This is a genomic window from Actinomadura decatromicini, assembly GCF_008121305.1.
In the GTDB taxonomy this organism is placed as follows: Bacteria; Actinomycetota; Actinomycetes; order Streptosporangiales; family Streptosporangiaceae; genus Spirillospora; species Spirillospora syzygii.
In genome coordinates this window covers 12,443-28,062 of record NZ_VSRQ01000001.1, presented here as the reverse complement: position 1 = coordinate 28,062, position 15,620 = coordinate 12,443, and the positions used below count along the sequence as shown (strand labels likewise).

The 15,620-nt window shown below is 72.9% G+C and carries 12 protein-coding genes and 1 pseudogene; 12 read left to right on the top strand and 1 reads right to left on the bottom strand.

Translation table 11 applies throughout. The annotated features are described in order from the left end of the window. Positions 1-43 precede the first annotated feature (43 nt). From FXF68_RS00115 to FXF68_RS00085, 7 genes are all read left to right on the top strand, one after another. Positions 44-3,367 carry an Rne/Rng family ribonuclease gene (locus FXF68_RS00115; protein WP_148756788.1) on the top strand — a complete coding sequence of 1,108 codons (3,324 nt, stop codon included), beginning with the start codon at positions 44-46 and terminating at the stop codon, positions 3,365-3,367. Positions 3,368-3,754: 387 nt separating this feature from the next. Further along, on the top strand, positions 3,755-4,069 hold the full coding sequence (gene rplU, locus FXF68_RS00110; protein ID WP_148353737.1) for a 50S ribosomal protein L21: 315 nt from the start codon (positions 3,755-3,757) through the stop codon (positions 4,067-4,069). A gap of 12 nt (positions 4,070-4,081) precedes the next feature. Continuing rightward, the gene (gene rpmA / locus FXF68_RS00105) at positions 4,082-4,339 is read left to right on the top strand and encodes a 50S ribosomal protein L27 (protein WP_067640985.1); all 258 of its coding nucleotides are present in this window, start codon (positions 4,082-4,084) and stop codon (positions 4,337-4,339) included. A gap of 81 nt (positions 4,340-4,420) precedes the next feature. Then, positions 4,421-5,818 carry a GTPase ObgE gene (obgE, locus tag FXF68_RS00100; RefSeq protein WP_148756787.1) on the top strand — a complete coding sequence of 466 codons (1,398 nt, stop codon included), beginning with the start codon at positions 4,421-4,423 and terminating at the stop codon, positions 5,816-5,818. A gap of 24 nt (positions 5,819-5,842) precedes the next feature. Further along, on the top strand, positions 5,843-6,964 hold the full coding sequence (gene proB, locus FXF68_RS00095; RefSeq protein WP_148756786.1) for a glutamate 5-kinase: 1,122 nt from the start codon (positions 5,843-5,845) through the stop codon (positions 6,962-6,964). Next, positions 6,961-8,223, top strand: coding sequence for a glutamate-5-semialdehyde dehydrogenase (locus FXF68_RS00090; protein WP_148756785.1), 1,263 nt, complete (start codon positions 6,961-6,963; stop codon positions 8,221-8,223). Before proB ends, FXF68_RS00090 begins: the two co-directional genes overlap by 4 nt. 82 nt (positions 8,224-8,305) lie before the next feature. Beyond that, entirely contained in the window at positions 8,306-10,063 is a 1,758-nt protein-coding gene (locus FXF68_RS00085) for a TIGR03767 family metallophosphoesterase (protein WP_148756784.1), read from the top strand. Positions 10,064-10,145: 82 nt separating this feature from the next. Here FXF68_RS00085 and FXF68_RS00080 read toward each other — a convergent pair whose 3' ends face one another. Next, on the bottom strand, positions 10,146-11,180 hold the full coding sequence (locus FXF68_RS00080) for a M48 family metallopeptidase (protein ID WP_148756783.1): 1,035 nt from the start codon (positions 11,178-11,180) through the stop codon (positions 10,146-10,148). A gap of 134 nt (positions 11,181-11,314) precedes the next feature. Between FXF68_RS00080 and FXF68_RS00075 the strand changes: the two are divergent. The 5 genes and pseudogenes from FXF68_RS00075 to FXF68_RS00055 all read left to right on the top strand — a co-directional run bounded on the left by FXF68_RS00075 (position 11,315) and on the right by FXF68_RS00055 (position 15,594). Next, positions 11,315-12,223: pseudogene (locus FXF68_RS00075) on the top strand (RNA-guided endonuclease InsQ/TnpB family protein). Between the two features lie 194 nt (positions 12,224-12,417). After that, entirely contained in the window at positions 12,418-13,704 is a 1,287-nt protein-coding gene (locus tag FXF68_RS00070; RefSeq protein ID WP_222869734.1) for a phenylacetate--CoA ligase family protein, read from the top strand. Positions 13,705-13,756: 52 nt separating this feature from the next. Further along, positions 13,757-14,359, top strand: coding sequence for a nicotinate-nucleotide adenylyltransferase (gene nadD / locus FXF68_RS00065; RefSeq protein ID WP_148756782.1), 603 nt, complete (start codon positions 13,757-13,759; stop codon positions 14,357-14,359). 147 nt (positions 14,360-14,506) lie between these two features. Next, positions 14,507-14,917, top strand: coding sequence for a ribosome silencing factor (gene rsfS / locus FXF68_RS00060; RefSeq protein WP_067905559.1), 411 nt, complete (start codon positions 14,507-14,509; stop codon positions 14,915-14,917). Next, the gene (locus FXF68_RS00055; protein ID WP_148756781.1) at positions 14,914-15,594 is read left to right on the top strand and encodes a histidine phosphatase family protein; all 681 of its coding nucleotides are present in this window, start codon (positions 14,914-14,916) and stop codon (positions 15,592-15,594) included. Before rsfS ends, FXF68_RS00055 begins: the two co-directional genes overlap by 4 nt. Positions 15,595-15,620 lie beyond the last annotated feature (26 nt).

Genomic DNA, 15,620 nt, shown 5'->3' with positions numbered 1-15,620 from the left:
GGACGGGCGGACGCGCCCGGGAGCCTGACGGGAGATTGCCCGGATGCTTGAGAACGAAGCGGATTCGGCCACGGCCGACGGCACGGAGAACGAGAACACCGGCGGCGCGGACGCCACGGAGAGCGCCGCGAGCGCCCAGCCCCAGAGCGCGGCGGACAACACGCCCGGGGCGGACGACGCCGCGGGCGACACGGCGGGCGACGCCGGGGCCGGTCGGCCCCGGCGCGCGAGCCGTCCCGCCGGCCCGCCGCCGGACGTCGAGGAGAGCCGCGCCGAGCCCCCGGCGGCGGAGTCCGAGGCGCCCGCCCCCGGCGACGGCGAGGCGGCCGACGAGCCGCCGAAGCGGACCACCCGGACGCGCAGCCGCGTCCGCACGCGGAGCGGGAAGGCGGCCGAGACGGCCGAGGCCGTCCCGATGACCGGCGCCGAGACCTCCCCCGACGCCGATACCGAACCCGAGAACGAGCCGAAGAACGAGCCCGAGAGCGAGCCCAAGGCCGCGGCCGCCGAGCCGGCGGAGGGCGCGGGGGAGACGTCCACGCGGCGCACCCGCACCCGGCGGCGCTCGACGACCGCGGCCGCGTCCGCGGCGCCGTCCACGCCCGCCGTCCCGCCGGTTCCGGAGGTGCCCGCCGTCCCGGTCGCGGGCGCGGAGCCGTCCACCGGCCAGGTGTCGGAGACCGAGCCCGCGAGCGGCGTCGGGATCCCGGGCGTCACGTTCCAGCCGCCGATGGTCGTCTTCCAGCCGCCGCAGCCGACCGCCGAGCCCGCCGCCCGCCCGGCGAAGGACGAGCGGCCCGCGCGCGACGAGCGGGACGAGTCCGCCGACCGCGACACCGGCGACGACGAGGACGACCACGGGCCGTCCGACGAGGACGACTCCGACGACCGCCCGTCCCGCCGGCGCCGCCGCCGCGGCGGACGCGGCCGGGGCCGGGGCGGCAAGGAGGGCGGCGAGGACGAGGCCCCCGCCGAGGAGCCGAAGGACGAGCAGCCCAAGGACGAGCCCGCCAAGACGACCAGGGCCAAGAAGGAGGCGGCCAAGAAGGAGGCCGCCAAGAAGGACGCGAAGAAGGACAAGCCCGCCAAGGCCAAGGAGTCGAAGGCCGAAGAGGCCGAGCACGACGCCGACGGCGATGACGACGAGGGCGGATCCGGGACGAGCCGCCGCCGGCGCCGCCGCAGGCGCCGCTCCGGGGTCGACGGCGACGGCACGGGCGGCACCGACGATCCGCCGAACACCGTCGTGCACGTCCGCACCGCGCGGGAGGCCCGCGCCGCCGCCGAGGACGAGGTCCAGTCGGTGCGCGGCTCGACCCGCCTGGAGGCGAAGAAGCAGCGCCGCCGGGAGGGCCGCGAGCAGGGCCGCCGCCGCCCGCCGGTGATCACCGAGGCCGAGTTCCTCGCGCGCCGCGAGTCGGTCGAGCGGGTCATGGTGGTGCGGCAGGAGGGCGAGCGCACGCAGATCGCCGTCCTGGAGGACGACGTCCTCGTCGAGCACTACGTGAACCGCGCGACGCACCAGTCGTACGTCGGCAACGTCTACCTGGGCAAGGTCCAGAACGTGCTGCCGTCGATGGAGGCGGCGTTCGTCGACATCGGCAAGGGGCGCAACGCCGTCCTGTACGCGGGCGAGGTCAACTGGGACGCCTCCGGCCTGGAGGGCCAGCCGCGCCGGATCGAGTCGGCGCTGAAGTCCGGCCAGTCGGTGCTCGTCCAGGTCACGAAGGACCCGCTCGGCCACAAGGGCGCCCGCCTCACCAGCCAGGTCTCGCTGCCCGGCCGCTACCTCGTGTACGTCCCGGACGGCTCGATGACCGGCATCAGCCGCAAGCTCCCCGACAAGGAGCGCAGCCGCCTCAAGTCGATCCTGAAGAAGGTCATGCCGGAGAACGCGGGCGTGATCGTCCGGACGGCGGCCGAGGGCGCGACGGAGGAGGAGCTGTCCCGCGACGTGTCGCGGCTCGCCGCGCAGTGGGACAACATCCAGAAGAAGGTGAAGACGGCCTCCGCGCCGTCGCTGCTGTACGGCGAGCCCGACCTGACGATCCGGGTCGTCCGCGACATCTTCAACGAGGACTTCTCCAAGCTCGTCGTCTCCGGTGACGAGGCGTGGGACACGGTCTCCGACTACGTCCAGTACGTCGCCCCGCACCTCGCCGACCGCGTCGAGCGCTGGACGGGCCGCCAGGACGCCCTGTCCGCGTTCCGCATCGACGAGCAGATCGCGAAGGCGCTCGACCGTAAGGTGTGGCTGCCGTCCGGCGGCTCCCTGGTGATCGACCGCACCGAGGCGATGACGGTCATCGACGTCAACACCGGCAAGTTCACCGGGCAGGGCGGAAACCTGGAGGAGACCGTCACCCGGAACAACCTGGAGGCGGCCGAGGAGATCGTCCGGCAGCTCCGGCTCCGCGACATCGGCGGCATCGTCGTGATCGACTTCATCGACATGGTGCTGGAGAGCAACCGCGACCTGGTGCTCCGCCGCCTGGTGGAGTGCCTGTCCAGGGACCGGACGAAGCACCAGGTCGCCGAGGTGACCTCGCTCGGCCTCGTGCAGATGACCCGCAAGCGGGTCGGCCAGGGCCTGGTCGAGGCGTTCTCGGAGACCTGCGAGTCCTGCAACGGGCGCGGCATCCACGTCCACCTGACCCCGGTCGAGCCCAAGGCGGAGAAGGCGGCGGGCAAGGAGAGCGGCCGCCGCCGGCGCCGCAAGGGCGAGGTCGAGCGCGCGGTCGAGGAGAAGCTCGCCGAGCACGAGTCGGCCCGGACGCCCGAGCCGGAACCGGTCGAGGTCGTCGAGGTGGTCGAGCCGGAGCCGGTCGAGCCCGTGGTGACGCGGCCGCGCCGGTCGCGTCCGGCGAAGCGCCCGGCGGGCCCGCCGCCGGAGATCGACGCCGACGAGCCGCCCGCGCAGGCGGCGGTCGAGGCGGCGCAGGCCGCGGACGAGACGGCGGACACCGCGCCCGGCGCGCTCGACTCCGCCGAGCCCGAGCCCGCCCCGGACGTCCGGCCCGAGCCCGCCGCCGAGCCGGTCGCCGAGCCCGCCGCGGAGGCGGCGGACGCGGCGCCGGAGCCAGAGCCGCCCGCGAACGGCGCCGAGCCGCCCGCCGACACGTCCGCCGACACGGCTTCCGAGGCCGGGCCGGTGCACGCCGACCTGACGGCCGCCGAGTCGAACGGCACCGAGTCGAACGGCACCGAGTCGAACGGCACCGAGCTGAACGGCACCGCGCCCGCCGAGGCCGCGGCCGAGTCCGACGAGGAGGAGGCGCCGGGTCGCCGCCGCCGCGTCCGCCGGAGCCGCGCCGCCGCACCGGCCTCCGCCGAGTCGGACGTCACCGCCGACACGTCCTCCGACTGACCCGCGAGATCCGGAACCGGGCGGAACGGCACCCGCCGTCCGCCCGGAGCCAGGATCGCCGGCGGGCCGCGATCCCTGGCTCCACGGCCGGTCGGCGGATTCGCGGCCTCCCGAGTCAGGTATCATTCTTCGGGTTGGGCACGTCTTGACGTGTCCGGCGACGACGGGCCGCAGGCGCGTCGCTCCGAAATCCGCATCGCGAACCCCGTTGGGGCGTACGGTGCGTCCCCGGCCGGTCCGGCGGGGTCAAGCAGAGAGCATCAGAGGGCCCCCTCTGGTGTGCCGCCCTCGGCCCGGTGCCGGGGGTAGGCCCCCGGCCGGGGGCTGGTACAGCCACGTGCGGGACCGGTTCAGTCCGGAAGCGCGCGAAGACGAAGGGTTTCCGCGGTGTACGCGATTGTCCGCGCAGGCGGCAGGCAGGAGAAGGTCGCCGTCGATGACGTGCTGACCGTCGACAAGCTGGCCGGCGATGTCGGCTCCACCGTCACGTTCCCGGCCGTGCTGGTCGTGGACGGCGACGACGTGATCAGCGGCTCGGCCGACCTCGCGCGCTACGAGGTGACCGGCGAGATCCTCGGCGCGGTCAAGGGGCCGAAGATCAACATCATGCACTACCGGAACAAGACCGGGTACAAGCGGCGCATGGGTCACCGCCAGCCGTACACCGAGGTCAAGATCACCGGTATCAAGGCCGGGAAGTAAGGGAGCGATCTCATGGCACACAAGAAGGGCGCGTCGTCCAGCCGTAACGGTCGAGACTCCAACGCCCAGCGCCTCGGCGTGAAGCGGTTCGGCGGCCAGGTCGTGAACGCGGGCGAGATCATCGTCCGGCAGCGCGGCACCCACTTCCACCCCGGTCCCGGCGTCGGCCGCGGCGGCGACGACACGCTGTTCGCGCTGGTCGCGGGCGCGGTCCAGTTCCGCCGCTACCGCGGTCGCAACGCGGTCAGCGTCGTCCCCCCGGCGGAATAGTCCGCCTGGGTTTCTGACTTTCGAAAGGGCGGACCGTTCGATCGGTCCGCCCTTTCGCTGTTCTCACCGAGGAGTGTCACCGTGGCCGCTGGAGCGGGATCGGGCGCGCAGTTCGTCGACCGGGTGGTCCTGCACGCCGCCGCCGGGAAAGGCGGCAACGGCTGCGCGTCCATCCACCGGGAGAAGTTCAAGCCGCTCGGCGGCCCGGACGGCGCGAACGGCGGGCGCGGCGGCGACGTCGTCCTCGTCGTCGACTCGGGCGCGGCGAGCCTGCTCGAATACCACCGCCGCCCGCACCGCAAGGCGGGCAACGGGAGGCCGGGCCAGGGCGGCCACCGGACGGGCGCGGACGGCGCCGACGTCGTCCTCGCCGTCCCGGACGGCACGGTCGTCAAGGAGGGCGACCGCGTCCTCGCCGACCTGGTCGGGGAGGGCACCCGGTTCGTGGTCGCGCGCGGCGGGCACGGCGGGCTCGGCAACGCGGCGCTCGCGACCGCGAAGCGGAAGGCGCCCGGGTTCGCGCTGCTCGGCGAGCCGGGCGAGGAGCGCGACGTCGTCCTGGAGTTGAAGAGCGTCGCGGACGTCGCGCTCGTCGGGTTCCCGAGCGCGGGCAAGTCGTCGCTGATCGCGGCGCTGTCCGCGGCCAAGCCGAAGATCGCCGACTACCCGTTCACGACGCTGATCCCGAACCTCGGGGTGGTCGGCGCGGGCGACACGACGTTCACGGTCGCGGACGTGCCCGGCCTCATCGAGGGCGCGAGCGAGGGACGCGGCCTCGGCCTCGACTTCCTCCGGCACATCGAGCGGTCGTCCACCCTGGCGCACGTCCTCGACTGCGCGACGATGGAGCCGGGACGTGACCCGGTCAGCGACTTCGACGTCATCGAGCGGGAGCTCCAGGCCTACGACCGAGTGCTCGGCGACCGTCCGCTGTCGGACCGCCCGCGTATCGTCGTGCTGAACAAGGTGGACGTCCCCGACGGGCGCGACCTCGCGGAGATGGTGCGACCGGAGTTCGAGGCGCGCGGTCTGCGGGTGTTCGAGGTGTCGGCGGCGACGCACGAGGGCCTCCGCGAGCTGTCGTTCGCGATGGCGGCGATGGTGGGCGAGTACCGCGCGTCGCTGCCCCCGGCGGAGCCGACGCGGCTGGTCATCCGCCCGGAGCCGGTCGGCAACGGCGCCGACTTCGAGGTCCGCGACCTGGGCGACAACACGTACCTGATCACGGGCGCGAAGCCGGTCCGGTGGCTGTGGCAGACCGACTTCGCCAACGAGGAGGCCGTCGGCTACCTCGCCGACCGGCTGGCCCGGCTCGGCGTGGAGGACGCGCTCGGCGAGGCGGGCGCGAGCGCGGGCGCGACGGTCCTGATCGGCACCCCGGACGACTCGGTCGTCTTCGACTGGGAGCCGGAGGTCCCGGCGGGCGACGTCGCCCCCGGCCCCCGCGGCACCGACCGCCGCCTCGACGGATACCGCTAGCCCTCTCGCGGAGGAGACTGCAGGATGACTGAGCGCGAGGCGGTCGCCAAGGCTCGGCGGCTCGTGGTGAAGGCGGGGTCGTCCTCGCTGACCACTCCGGACGGGACCATCGACGTGAACCGCATCGACGCGCTGGTGGACGTGCTCGCCGCCCGCCGCACCGACGGCACGGAGATCGTGTTCGTGTCGTCCGGCGCGATCGCCGCCGGTCTCGGGCCGCTCGGCCTGACGAGGCGGCCGCGCGAGCTGGCGACGCAGCAGGCGGCGGCGAGCGTCGGCCAGGGCCTGCTGTTCGCCCGGTACACGTCGTCGTTCGCCCGGTACGGGCTGACGGTCGGGCAGGTGCTGCTCACCGCCGACGACATGATGCGCCGCTCGCACCACCGCAACGCGCAGCGCACCCTCGGCCAGCTCCTCGCCCTCGGCGTCCTGCCGATCGTGAACGAGAACGACACCGTCGCCACGGACGAGATCCGGTTCGGCGACAACGACCGGCTCGCAGCGCTGGTCGCGCACCTGACCCGCGCGGACGCGCTGGTCCTGCTGTCCGACGTGGACGCCCTCTACACCGGCGACCCGAGGCGCCCGGACTCGAGGCGCGTGGCCGACGTCCGCGGCCCGGACGACCTGAAGGGCGTCGAGCTCGGCGGGTCCGGCCGGGTCGGCACGGGCGGCATGATCACCAAGGTGGAGGCGGCTCGGATCGCGGGCATCCCGGTCGTGCTGACGAACGCGGCGTCCGCGGCCCGCGCGCTGGCGGGCGAGGGCGTCGGCACGCTGTTCCACCCGGCGGAGGGGCGGCGGATGTCGTCCCGGAACCTGTGGCTCGCCCACGCCACCACCGGACAGGGGCGCGTCACGCTCGACCCGGGCGCCGTCGACGCGGTCGTGCGCCGCCGCAAGTCGCTGCTCCCGGCCGGGGTGACGGGCGTGGACGGCGACTTCGCCGCGGGCGACCCGGTCGACCTGTGCGACACCGCCGGGCGCGTCGTCGCGCGCGGGCTGGTGAACTACGACGCGTCCGAGCTGCCCGAGCTGATGGGGCGTTCGACGCGCTGGCTGGCCCGGGAGCTGGGCGCCGAGTACGAGCGCGAGATAATCCACCGCGACCACCTGGTCGTCCTTACGGGAGGGGACACGCGATGAGCGACAGCGAGGCCGAGGAGTTCCTGCGGGTGGCGCGGCGCGCCAAGGCGGCCGCGGCCGGGCTGGCGCCGCTGCCCCGCGCGGCGAAGGACGCGGCGCTGCACCGGATCGCGGACGCCCTGGTCGCCGCCGCGCCGGAGCTCGTCAAGGCGAACGGGGCGGACGTCGAGCGGGCCCGGGAGGGCGGCACGTCCGAGTCCATGATCGACCGGCTGAGCCTGTCGGAGGCGCGGATCGCGGCGGTCGCGGACGCCGTCCGGAAGGTCGCCGCGCTGCCCGACCCGGTCGGCGAGTCGGTGCGCGGGAACGTCCTGCCGAACGGGCTCGACCTGCGGCAGGTGCGGGTCCCGCTCGGCGTCGTCGGCATCGTCTACGAGGGCCGCCCGAACGTGACCGTGGACGCCGCCGCGCTGTGCCTGAAGAGCGGCAACGCGGCGCTGCTGCGCGGCTCGTCGTCGGCGCACGAGTCGAACACGGCGCTCGTCGGGGTGATGCAGGAGGCGCTCGCCGGGTCGGACGTCCCAGCGGACGCGGTGCAGCTCGTCCCCGGTACGTCCCGCGAGTCGGTGAAGCACCTGATGCGGGCGCGCGGCCTGGTGGACGTGCTGATCCCGCGCGGCGGCGCGTCGCTGATCAACTCGGTGGTTGAGGAGTCGACCGTCCCGGTGATCGAGACGGGCGTCGGGAACTGCGCCGTGTACGTGGACGCCGCCGCCGACGTCGGCATGGCCGTCGACATCCTGCTGAACGCGAAGACGCAGCGTCCGTCCGTGTGCAACGCGGCCGAGACGGTTCTCGTGCACGCGGACGTCGCGGACGCGTTCGTCCCGCGCGCGCTCGAGGCGCTGCGGAACGCGGGCGTCACGGTCCACGGCGATGACCGCATCCGGTCATACGGCGATGACGTCGTCGCCGCGACCGAGGACGACTGGCACGCCGAGTACCTGTCCCTCGACATCGCCGCCCGCGTCGTCGACTCCCTGGACGACGCCGTCGCGCACATCCGCGAGTACGGCTCGGGCCACACCGAGGCGATCGTCACGGCGTCGCAGCCCGCCGCGCGCCGGTTCGTCGCGCTGGTCGACTCGGCGGCCGTGATGGTGAACGCCTCGACGCGCTTCACCGACGGCGAGGAGTTCGGCTTCGGCGCGGAGATCGGCATCTCGACGCAGAAGCTGCACGCCCGCGGGCCGATGGGGCTGCCGGAGCTGACGTCCACGAAGTACGTGGTCACCGGGGACGGCCACCTCCGCGGGTAGCGTCCGCTAAGGCGGGACGCGCCAGACTTGCTCCTTTCTTGCCATTGATGTCACGTTGACGGTCATGGTGTGATTCACGATTGTGACCCGTGAGTACACCCGCCGCCGCGTCCTGAAGGGCGCCGCCCTCGGCGCCGGGCTCGCCTCCGCAGGACTCGTCGCGTTCCCGTCGCGGCCCGCCCGCGCCGGCGCCCCGGCGCTGCGCGGACCCGCCGCCGGCACCACCCTCGACCGGACGTACCTGCTCGGCGCCCCCGGCGCGGGCGGGTACCGCCTCGTGACCGCGGGGCCCGGCGAGCCGCACCTGCTCCGCCGCGACCTCGGCGGCGCCGCGTCCGCCCGGCGGGCCGCCGCCCGCCGCGGCCTCCTCGCCTTCGGCCAGCTCACCGACGTGCACATCGTGGACGCGCAGTCCCCGGCCCGCGTCGAGTTCGTCGACCGGTTCAAGGACGTCCTCGACGTCCTGCCGGTCGAAGGCGCCTACCGGCCGCAGGAACTCCTCACCACGCAGGTCGCCGAGGCGATGGTCCGGGCGGTCAACGCCGTCGGCCGCGGCCCGGCGACCGGGCTGCCGCTCGCGTTCACCATCAACACGGGCGACGCGGCGGACAACGTCCAGTACAACGAGGTCCGCTGGATCATCGACCTGCTGGACGGCGGCCGCGTCAACCCCGACTCCGGCGACCCGAACCGGTACGAGGGCGTCATGGACTGGACGTCCTACGACCGCGCGTTCTGGCATCCGGAGGGCCCGCCGCCCGGCGCGGACGCCGACCTCCCCATCACCAGGTACGGATTCCCGCGCGTCAAGGGCCTGATCGACGCGGCCCGCCGCCCGTTCCAGGCGACCGGGCTCGACTCGCCCTGGCTGGCGGTCTTCGGCAACCACGACGGGCTCGTCCAGGGCAACCTGCCCGTCAGCCCGCTCGCCTCCGGGCTCGCGACCGGCGGCGTCAAGATCGGCGCCCCGGCGGACGACGCCCAGGCCCAGCGCCTCGCCCGGATGCTGGCCGAGGCCGACGCCGCCGAGCTGATCCGGCTCAGCCGGGAGCAGGGCGGCGCGGGCGGGCTGTTCCGTCCCGTGACGCCCGACCTGAACCGGCGGATGCTCGGCCGCCGCGAGGTCGTCGCCGAGCACTTCAAGACCACCGCCGCCCTCTCCGGGCACGGCTACACCCTCGCCAACCTCCGGGACGGGACGGCCTACTACGCCTTCGACCGCGGCGTCGTGCGCGGGCTCGTCCTCGACACCGTCAACCCGAACGGCTACTCGGACGGCTCGCTCGACCGGAAGCAGTTCGCCTGGCTGGAGTCCCAGCTCAAGGCCGCGAGCAGCCGCTACCGCGCCGCCGACGGGTCCGCCGTGAAGCACGCGGCGAAGGACCGGCTGGTCGTCCTGTTCAGCCACCACCCGATCGGGTCGCTGAAGAACGGGCTCGGCGGCGACCGCGTCCTCGGCGACGAGGTGCTGGCGCTCCTGCTCCGCTTCCCGAACGTCGTCCTGTGGGTGAACGGCCACACGCACCGGAACCACGTCATCCCGCACACGCGACCGGGCGGGGGAGGGTTCTGGGAGGTGAACACGGCCGCGCACATCGACTTCCCGCAGCAGAGCCGCATCGTCGAGCTGGCCGACAACGGCGACGGCACCCTGTCGATCTTCGCGACGGTGATCGACTCGGCGGGGCCCGCGTCCTACGGCGGGCGCCTCACCGACCCGGTCCGGCTGGCGTCGCTGTCGCGCGAGCTGGCGGGCAACGACTGGCAGGAGCGCGACGAGCACCGCCGCGGCGAGGCCGCCGACCGCAACGTCGAACTCCTCGTCCCGGCCCCCTTCTAAGTGAAGGGTCGGCGAAGGGCACGCGAAAGGGCCGCCGCGACGCGCGGCGGCCCTGGCCCCTGCTCCCTGGTTCCCCTGCTCCCTAGTTGCTGTCGGTCGGCCCGTTGTCGCGGCGGGTGAACCGGTCGAACAGCCCGCCGGCCGCGCCCGCCGCCGCGTCCGCCATGTCGCGGACCTTGCCCACGAACGGGTCGGCCGTCCGCTCCCACGACTCCCGGTAGGAGCGCGCCGCGTTCTTGATCTCCTCCGAGACGGACGCGTCGCCGTCGCCGTCGCGGCGCGGGTAGTCGCCCGCGAGGATCCGCTCGTAGTCGGCGCTCTTCCCCCACCGGTCGATCTCGGCGAACCGGATCACCGCGTACGGGTGCGACTGCCCGAGCAGGTTCAGGAACTTCAGCAGCCCGTCCCGGACGTCGCCCGCCGCGTCGTACTCGCGGGCCTGCTGCAGGAACGCCTCGCTGCTCATCTCGCCGAGCCGCGTCCCGCCCGCGAGCTTCATGTTCACCCGCTTGGCGGCGTCGAGGTCCTGCCCGACGAGCAGCCCCGCCCGGTCGGACGACAGCTCCGCCTTCCGGAACCACTCCCGCAGCCCGATGATGATCGCCGCGATGCCGATGTTGCCGAGCGGCAGCCACGCGAGCCGCGACCCGAGCTGCAGCAGGATCTGCATCATCGTCTGGTACACCGCGTGCCCGGACAGGATGTGCCCGACCTCGTGGCCGATGACGAAGCGCAGCTCCTCCTCGTCGAGCAGGTCGATCAGACCGGTGTTCACCACGATGAACGGGTGGTCGGAGCCGAGCGCCATCGCGTTGGGCGTCGGATCCTGCCGGACGTACAGCTCCGGCACCTCCGGCATGTCGAGGACGTAGGAGGCGTCGCGCACCATGTCGTACAGGTTGCGGAACTGGTCCTCGCCGACGCGCACCGTCCCGCCGAGGAACATCAGCCGCAGCGACCGCTCGTTGACCAGCCCCGACAGCTTGCGCAGGACGACGTCGAACCCGGACAGCGAGCGCAGCGCCACAAGCGCCGAACGGTCCGCCGGGTGTTCATAGGCCCGGGAACTGATCCCCGGGAACCGCGCACGTACTCGATCCGGTGTGTTCTCCGTCATGACTCTCCTTCTTCGGTGTGCGCAGTCCCGCACTGGTACCTCAGGAGACGAGCGGGACCGGCCATGACGGCCCTGGCGGGCGACGATCCACAAATACCCACCCCCCGATCGCCTGTTCGAACAGTGTTGTCGCCGTGACGCAGCGTGTGTTCCGATCGTTCAAGTACCGCTTCTACCCGACTGCGGAACAGGCGGAGTACTTGAGTCGTACCTTCGGCTGTGTCCGTTTCGTTTACAACCTCGCCTTGGAAAAACGAGTCGAAGCACATCGGAACGGCCGCCGGATGACTTACAAAGACTCCTCGGCGGCGCTGACCCGCTGGAAGCGCGAGGAGGAACTTGCGTTCCTGAACGAGGTGTCGTGTGTTCCCCTGCAACAGACGCTGCGTCACCTGCAGGGCGCGTTCGACAACTTCCTTGCGAAGAGAGCCGGACATCCCCGATTCAAGACGCGGAAGGGGGCGCGTGCGTCCGCGGAATTCACACGGTCGGCGTTCAGGTTTCTCGATGGCCGACTGACCCTGGCCAAGTTGAAGGAGCCCCTGCATATCGTGTGGTCGCGTCCGTTGCCCGAGGACGCGGTGCCGTCCGTCGTGACGGTGACACGCGATGCGGCTGACCGCTGGTTTCTCAGCATGAGATGCTAGGTCGCGGTCCCCGCCCCGCCGCGGGTGGGGCGCGCGGTCGGACGCGACTTCCTGCACAAGCTCACCACCGATCTCGTCCGTGAGAACCAAACGGTCGTGATCGAGGATCTCAACGTCAGCGGCATGGTGCGCAATCATCGGCTCGCGCGAGCGATTACGGACGCGGCCTGGCGTGAGATGCGATCGATGCTGGAATACAAGTGCGCCTGGTATAGACGGGAACTGATGGTGATCGACCGCTGGTTCCCATCGTCGAGGCGTTGCTCCGAATGCGGTGCTCTCAGCGAGAGCATGCCGCTCGGGCTGCGGGTCTGGACCTGCCTCTGCGGCGCAGTCCACGACCGGGACGTCAACGCAGCGCGCAATATCCTCGCCGTCGGGCTGGCGGAGAGGTGAAACGCCTGTGGAGCCGATGTCAGACCTCAGCGGAAGACTTCTTTCCGTGCGGGCGATCGGTGCCGAAGCAGGAATCTCCTTTCAACAGGTAGAGATGTCAAGTCTGGCATGGTAGTTCCGACGAACCACCTTGCCGCAGGGTTCCCCGGCGTGGGAGCCTCGTCCGGCTCCGGTCGCCGTCTGGGAGGCGCCTCATGTTCGACCCCAAAGCCGAGGCCATGTCGCCGGACGAGCGCGCCGCGCTGCAGCGGCACCGGCTGTGGGGGCTGGTCGACCGGCTGCTCGCCGCGGACGGCGTCCAGGGGCGGCGGCTCAAGGAGGCCGGCGTCGGCGGCGGCTCGGACGTGACGCTCGCCGGGCTGCGCGGGCTGCCGTTCACCACCAAGCAGGACCTCTGGGACAACTACCCGTTCGGGATGCTCGCCGTCCCGCGCGACCAGGTCGCGGCCGTGCACGGGTCGAGCGGGACGCGCGGACGCCCCACGCTCGTCGCCTACACCAGGGCCGACCTCGACCTGTGGGCGGCGATGTGCGCGCGGTCGCTGTCGTGCGCGGGGGCGTCGCCGGGGAGCGTCGTCCACAACGCGTACGGGTACGGGCTGTTCACCGGCGGGATCGGGATCCACCAGGGCGCGGTGGCGCTCGGCGCGACCGTCGTGCCGATGTCGGGCGGGATGACCGACCGGCAGGTGCGAATGCTCGCCGACCTGCGCGCGGATGTCCTGACCTGCACGCCCGCGTACGCGCTGCGGCTCGGCGAGGCCGTCGCCGAGGCCGGTGTCGAGCTGCCCGCGCTGAAGGCCGGTCTGTTCGGCGCCGAGCCATGGTCGGAGGAGTTGCGCGCCGCGATCGAGGACGTCCTGCCGGTCAAGGCCATGGACATCTACGGCCTGTCCGAGGTCATCGGGCCCGGCGTCGCCACCGAGTGCCTGGAGCAGGACGGCCTGCACGTCAACGAGGACCACTTCATCGTCGAGGCCGTCGACCCGTCCAGCGGGGTCCCGGTCGAGGACGGCACGCCCGGCGAACTCGTGTTCACGACCCCGACGAAGCAGGCGCTGCCGCTGCTGCGCTACCGGACCGGCGACATCGCGTCCCTGAACCGGGGCGAGTGCGACTGCGGGCGGACGCTCGTCCGGATGAGCAAGGTGCTCGGACGCGCCGACGACATGCTCGTCGTCAAGGGCGTCAACGTGTACCCGAGCGAGGTCGAGCGGGTGCTGCTCGGGTCGGGGCTCGTCCGGCCGCACTACCAGCTCGTCGTGGACCGGCGGACCCCCGCCGCCCGGCTGCTGGTGGCGTGCGAGGCGCTGTCCGGCGACCCGCGCGCCGAGCTGGCGCACCGGCTCCACGAGTCGCTCGGGCTGACCGCCGAGGTGGTCGTGCTGCCCGCGGGCACCGTGCCGAGGACCGAGGTCGGCAAGGCCGTCCGCGTCGTGTCGTGGGAGGACGGCGGCCCGCCGCTGCCCGGCCTCTCCTGAGCCGCCGCCCCGGACGTGCCGGGCCCCGGCCGGGCTGACTATTCTCGTCGCCATGACGCAAAAGCGGCGGCTGGGGATCATGGGCGGCACGTTCGACCCGATCCACCACGGGCACCTCGTTGCCGCGAGCGAGGTCGCGCACTTCTTCTCGCTGGACGAGGTCGTGTTCGTGCCCACCGGCCTGTCGTCCCACAAGGAGGGACGCAAGGTCGCCGCCGCCGAGGACCGCTACCTCATGGCCGTCATCGCCACCGCGTCCAACCCCCGGTTCTCGGTCAGCCGCGTCGACATCGACCGTCCCGGGCCCACATACACGGTCGACACGCTCCGTGACATGCGGCAGATCCAGGGGCCCGCCGCCGACCTGTTCTTCATCACCGGCGCCGACGCCCTGGAGAAGATGCTGACCTGGCACGACACCGACGAACTGTTCGAGCTGGCGCACTTCGTCGGGGTCACGCGCCCCGGGCACCGGCTCGCCGACCCCGGCCTGCCGAACGGGCGGGTGTCGCTGATGGAGGTGCCGGCGCTGTCGATCTCGTCCACCGAGTGCCGCGAGCGCGTCCACGCCGGGGAGCCGATCTGGTACCTCGTGCCGGACGGGATCGTCCAGTACATCAACAAGCGCGACCTCTACCGGGAAACAGCGGCCTGAGCAGGCCGTCCGGCCCGGGACATACGCTGGAGGCGGAAGCGGCCGCCCGGGCACGGCGGTCGAACATCAACAAAGGGGACCGCAGGCCGCCACCCGTGAGATGGTGTTAGCGGATACGACCCCTACAGGGAGGATCGCGAGCGCATCGTGACCGCATCCGAGAGGGCGGCGCAGCTCGTCCGGATCGCCGCCGAGGCGGCGGGCGACAAGCTGGCCGACGACATTCTTGCCTACGACGTGAGCGAGCAGCTCGTCATCACCGACGCGTTCGTGCTCTGCTCCGCCCCCAGCGACCGCCAGGTCCGCGCCATCGTGGACGAGGTCGAACGGCGCCTCCGGGAGGACGCCGGGGCCAAGCCCGTCCGCCGCGAGGGCGAGCGCGAAGGCCGCTGGGTGCTGCTGGACTACGCGGACATCATCGTGCACATCCAGCACGAGGAGGACCGCATGTTCTACGCCCTCGAACGGCTCTGGAAAGACTGCCCCCTCATCGAACTCCCCGAACGGGTCACCGCCCACCAGGCCCAGCGCGCCCGCGCCGTCGGGAGCCCCGAGTGAGCGAACCCCAGCCGACCGGGGGAGCGGCCCCCCAGCGGGAACCGGGGAAGCGGCGGCTGGTGCTGTGGCGGCACGGGCAGACCGCGTGGAACGTCGAACGCCGCTTCCAGGGCCAGGCCGACATCCCGCTCGACGAGACCGGCGTCCAGCAGGCCCGGCGGGCGGCGCGGCTGCTCGCCGGGCTCCGCCCGACCGCGCTGCTCGCGTCCCCGCTGCGGCGCGCCGCCGACACCGCCCAGGCCCTCGCCGACATCACCGGGCTCCCCGTCCGGTACGACAAGGACCTCGTCGAACGCGGCGGCGGCGCCTGGGAGGGCCTCACCAACCGCGAGATCCGCGAGCGGTACCCGGCCGAGCACGCCGCCTGGGATCCGCCCGGCGGCGAGACCAGCGCCCAGGTCGCCAAGCGCGTCGGCGCGGCCCTCGAACGCGCCCTCGACGGCCTGGAACCGGACGGGCAGCTCGTCGTCGCGTCCCACGGCGCCGCGCTCCGCCTCGGCATGTCCCACCTCCTCGGCCTGCCCGAGGAGACGTGGGAGCGGCTCGGCGGGCTGTCCAACTGCTGCTGGTCCGTGATCACCGAGATGCGCGACGGCGGCTGGCGCCTCGCCGAGCACAACGCCGGGACCCTCCCCGAACCCGTGCTCAGCGACGACCGCCCCGACGCCGGAACCTGAACCGCAAACGATTCGAGCCGTGCTCA

Bases quoted from the DNA above. Each gene is read 5' to 3' on its own strand.
- FXF68_RS00115 (WP_148756788.1), top strand. From the start codon at position 44: ATGCTTGAGAACGAAGCGGATTCGGCCACGGCCGACGGCACGGAGAAC.
- rpmA (WP_067640985.1), top strand. From the start codon at position 4,082: ATGGCACACAAGAAGGGCGCGTCGTCCAGCCGTAACGGTCGAGACTCC.
- proB (WP_148756786.1), top strand. From the start codon at position 5,843: ATGACTGAGCGCGAGGCGGTCGCCAAGGCTCGGCGGCTCGTGGTGAAG.
- FXF68_RS00090 (WP_148756785.1), top strand. From the start codon at position 6,961: ATGAGCGACAGCGAGGCCGAGGAGTTCCTGCGGGTGGCGCGGCGCGCC.
- FXF68_RS00080 (WP_148756783.1), bottom strand. From the start codon at position 11,180: ATGACGGAGAACACACCGGATCGAGTACGTGCGCGGTTCCCGGGGATC.
- FXF68_RS00070 (WP_222869734.1), top strand. From the start codon at position 12,418: ATGTTCGACCCCAAAGCCGAGGCCATGTCGCCGGACGAGCGCGCCGCG.
- nadD (WP_148756782.1), top strand. From the start codon at position 13,757: ATGACGCAAAAGCGGCGGCTGGGGATCATGGGCGGCACGTTCGACCCG.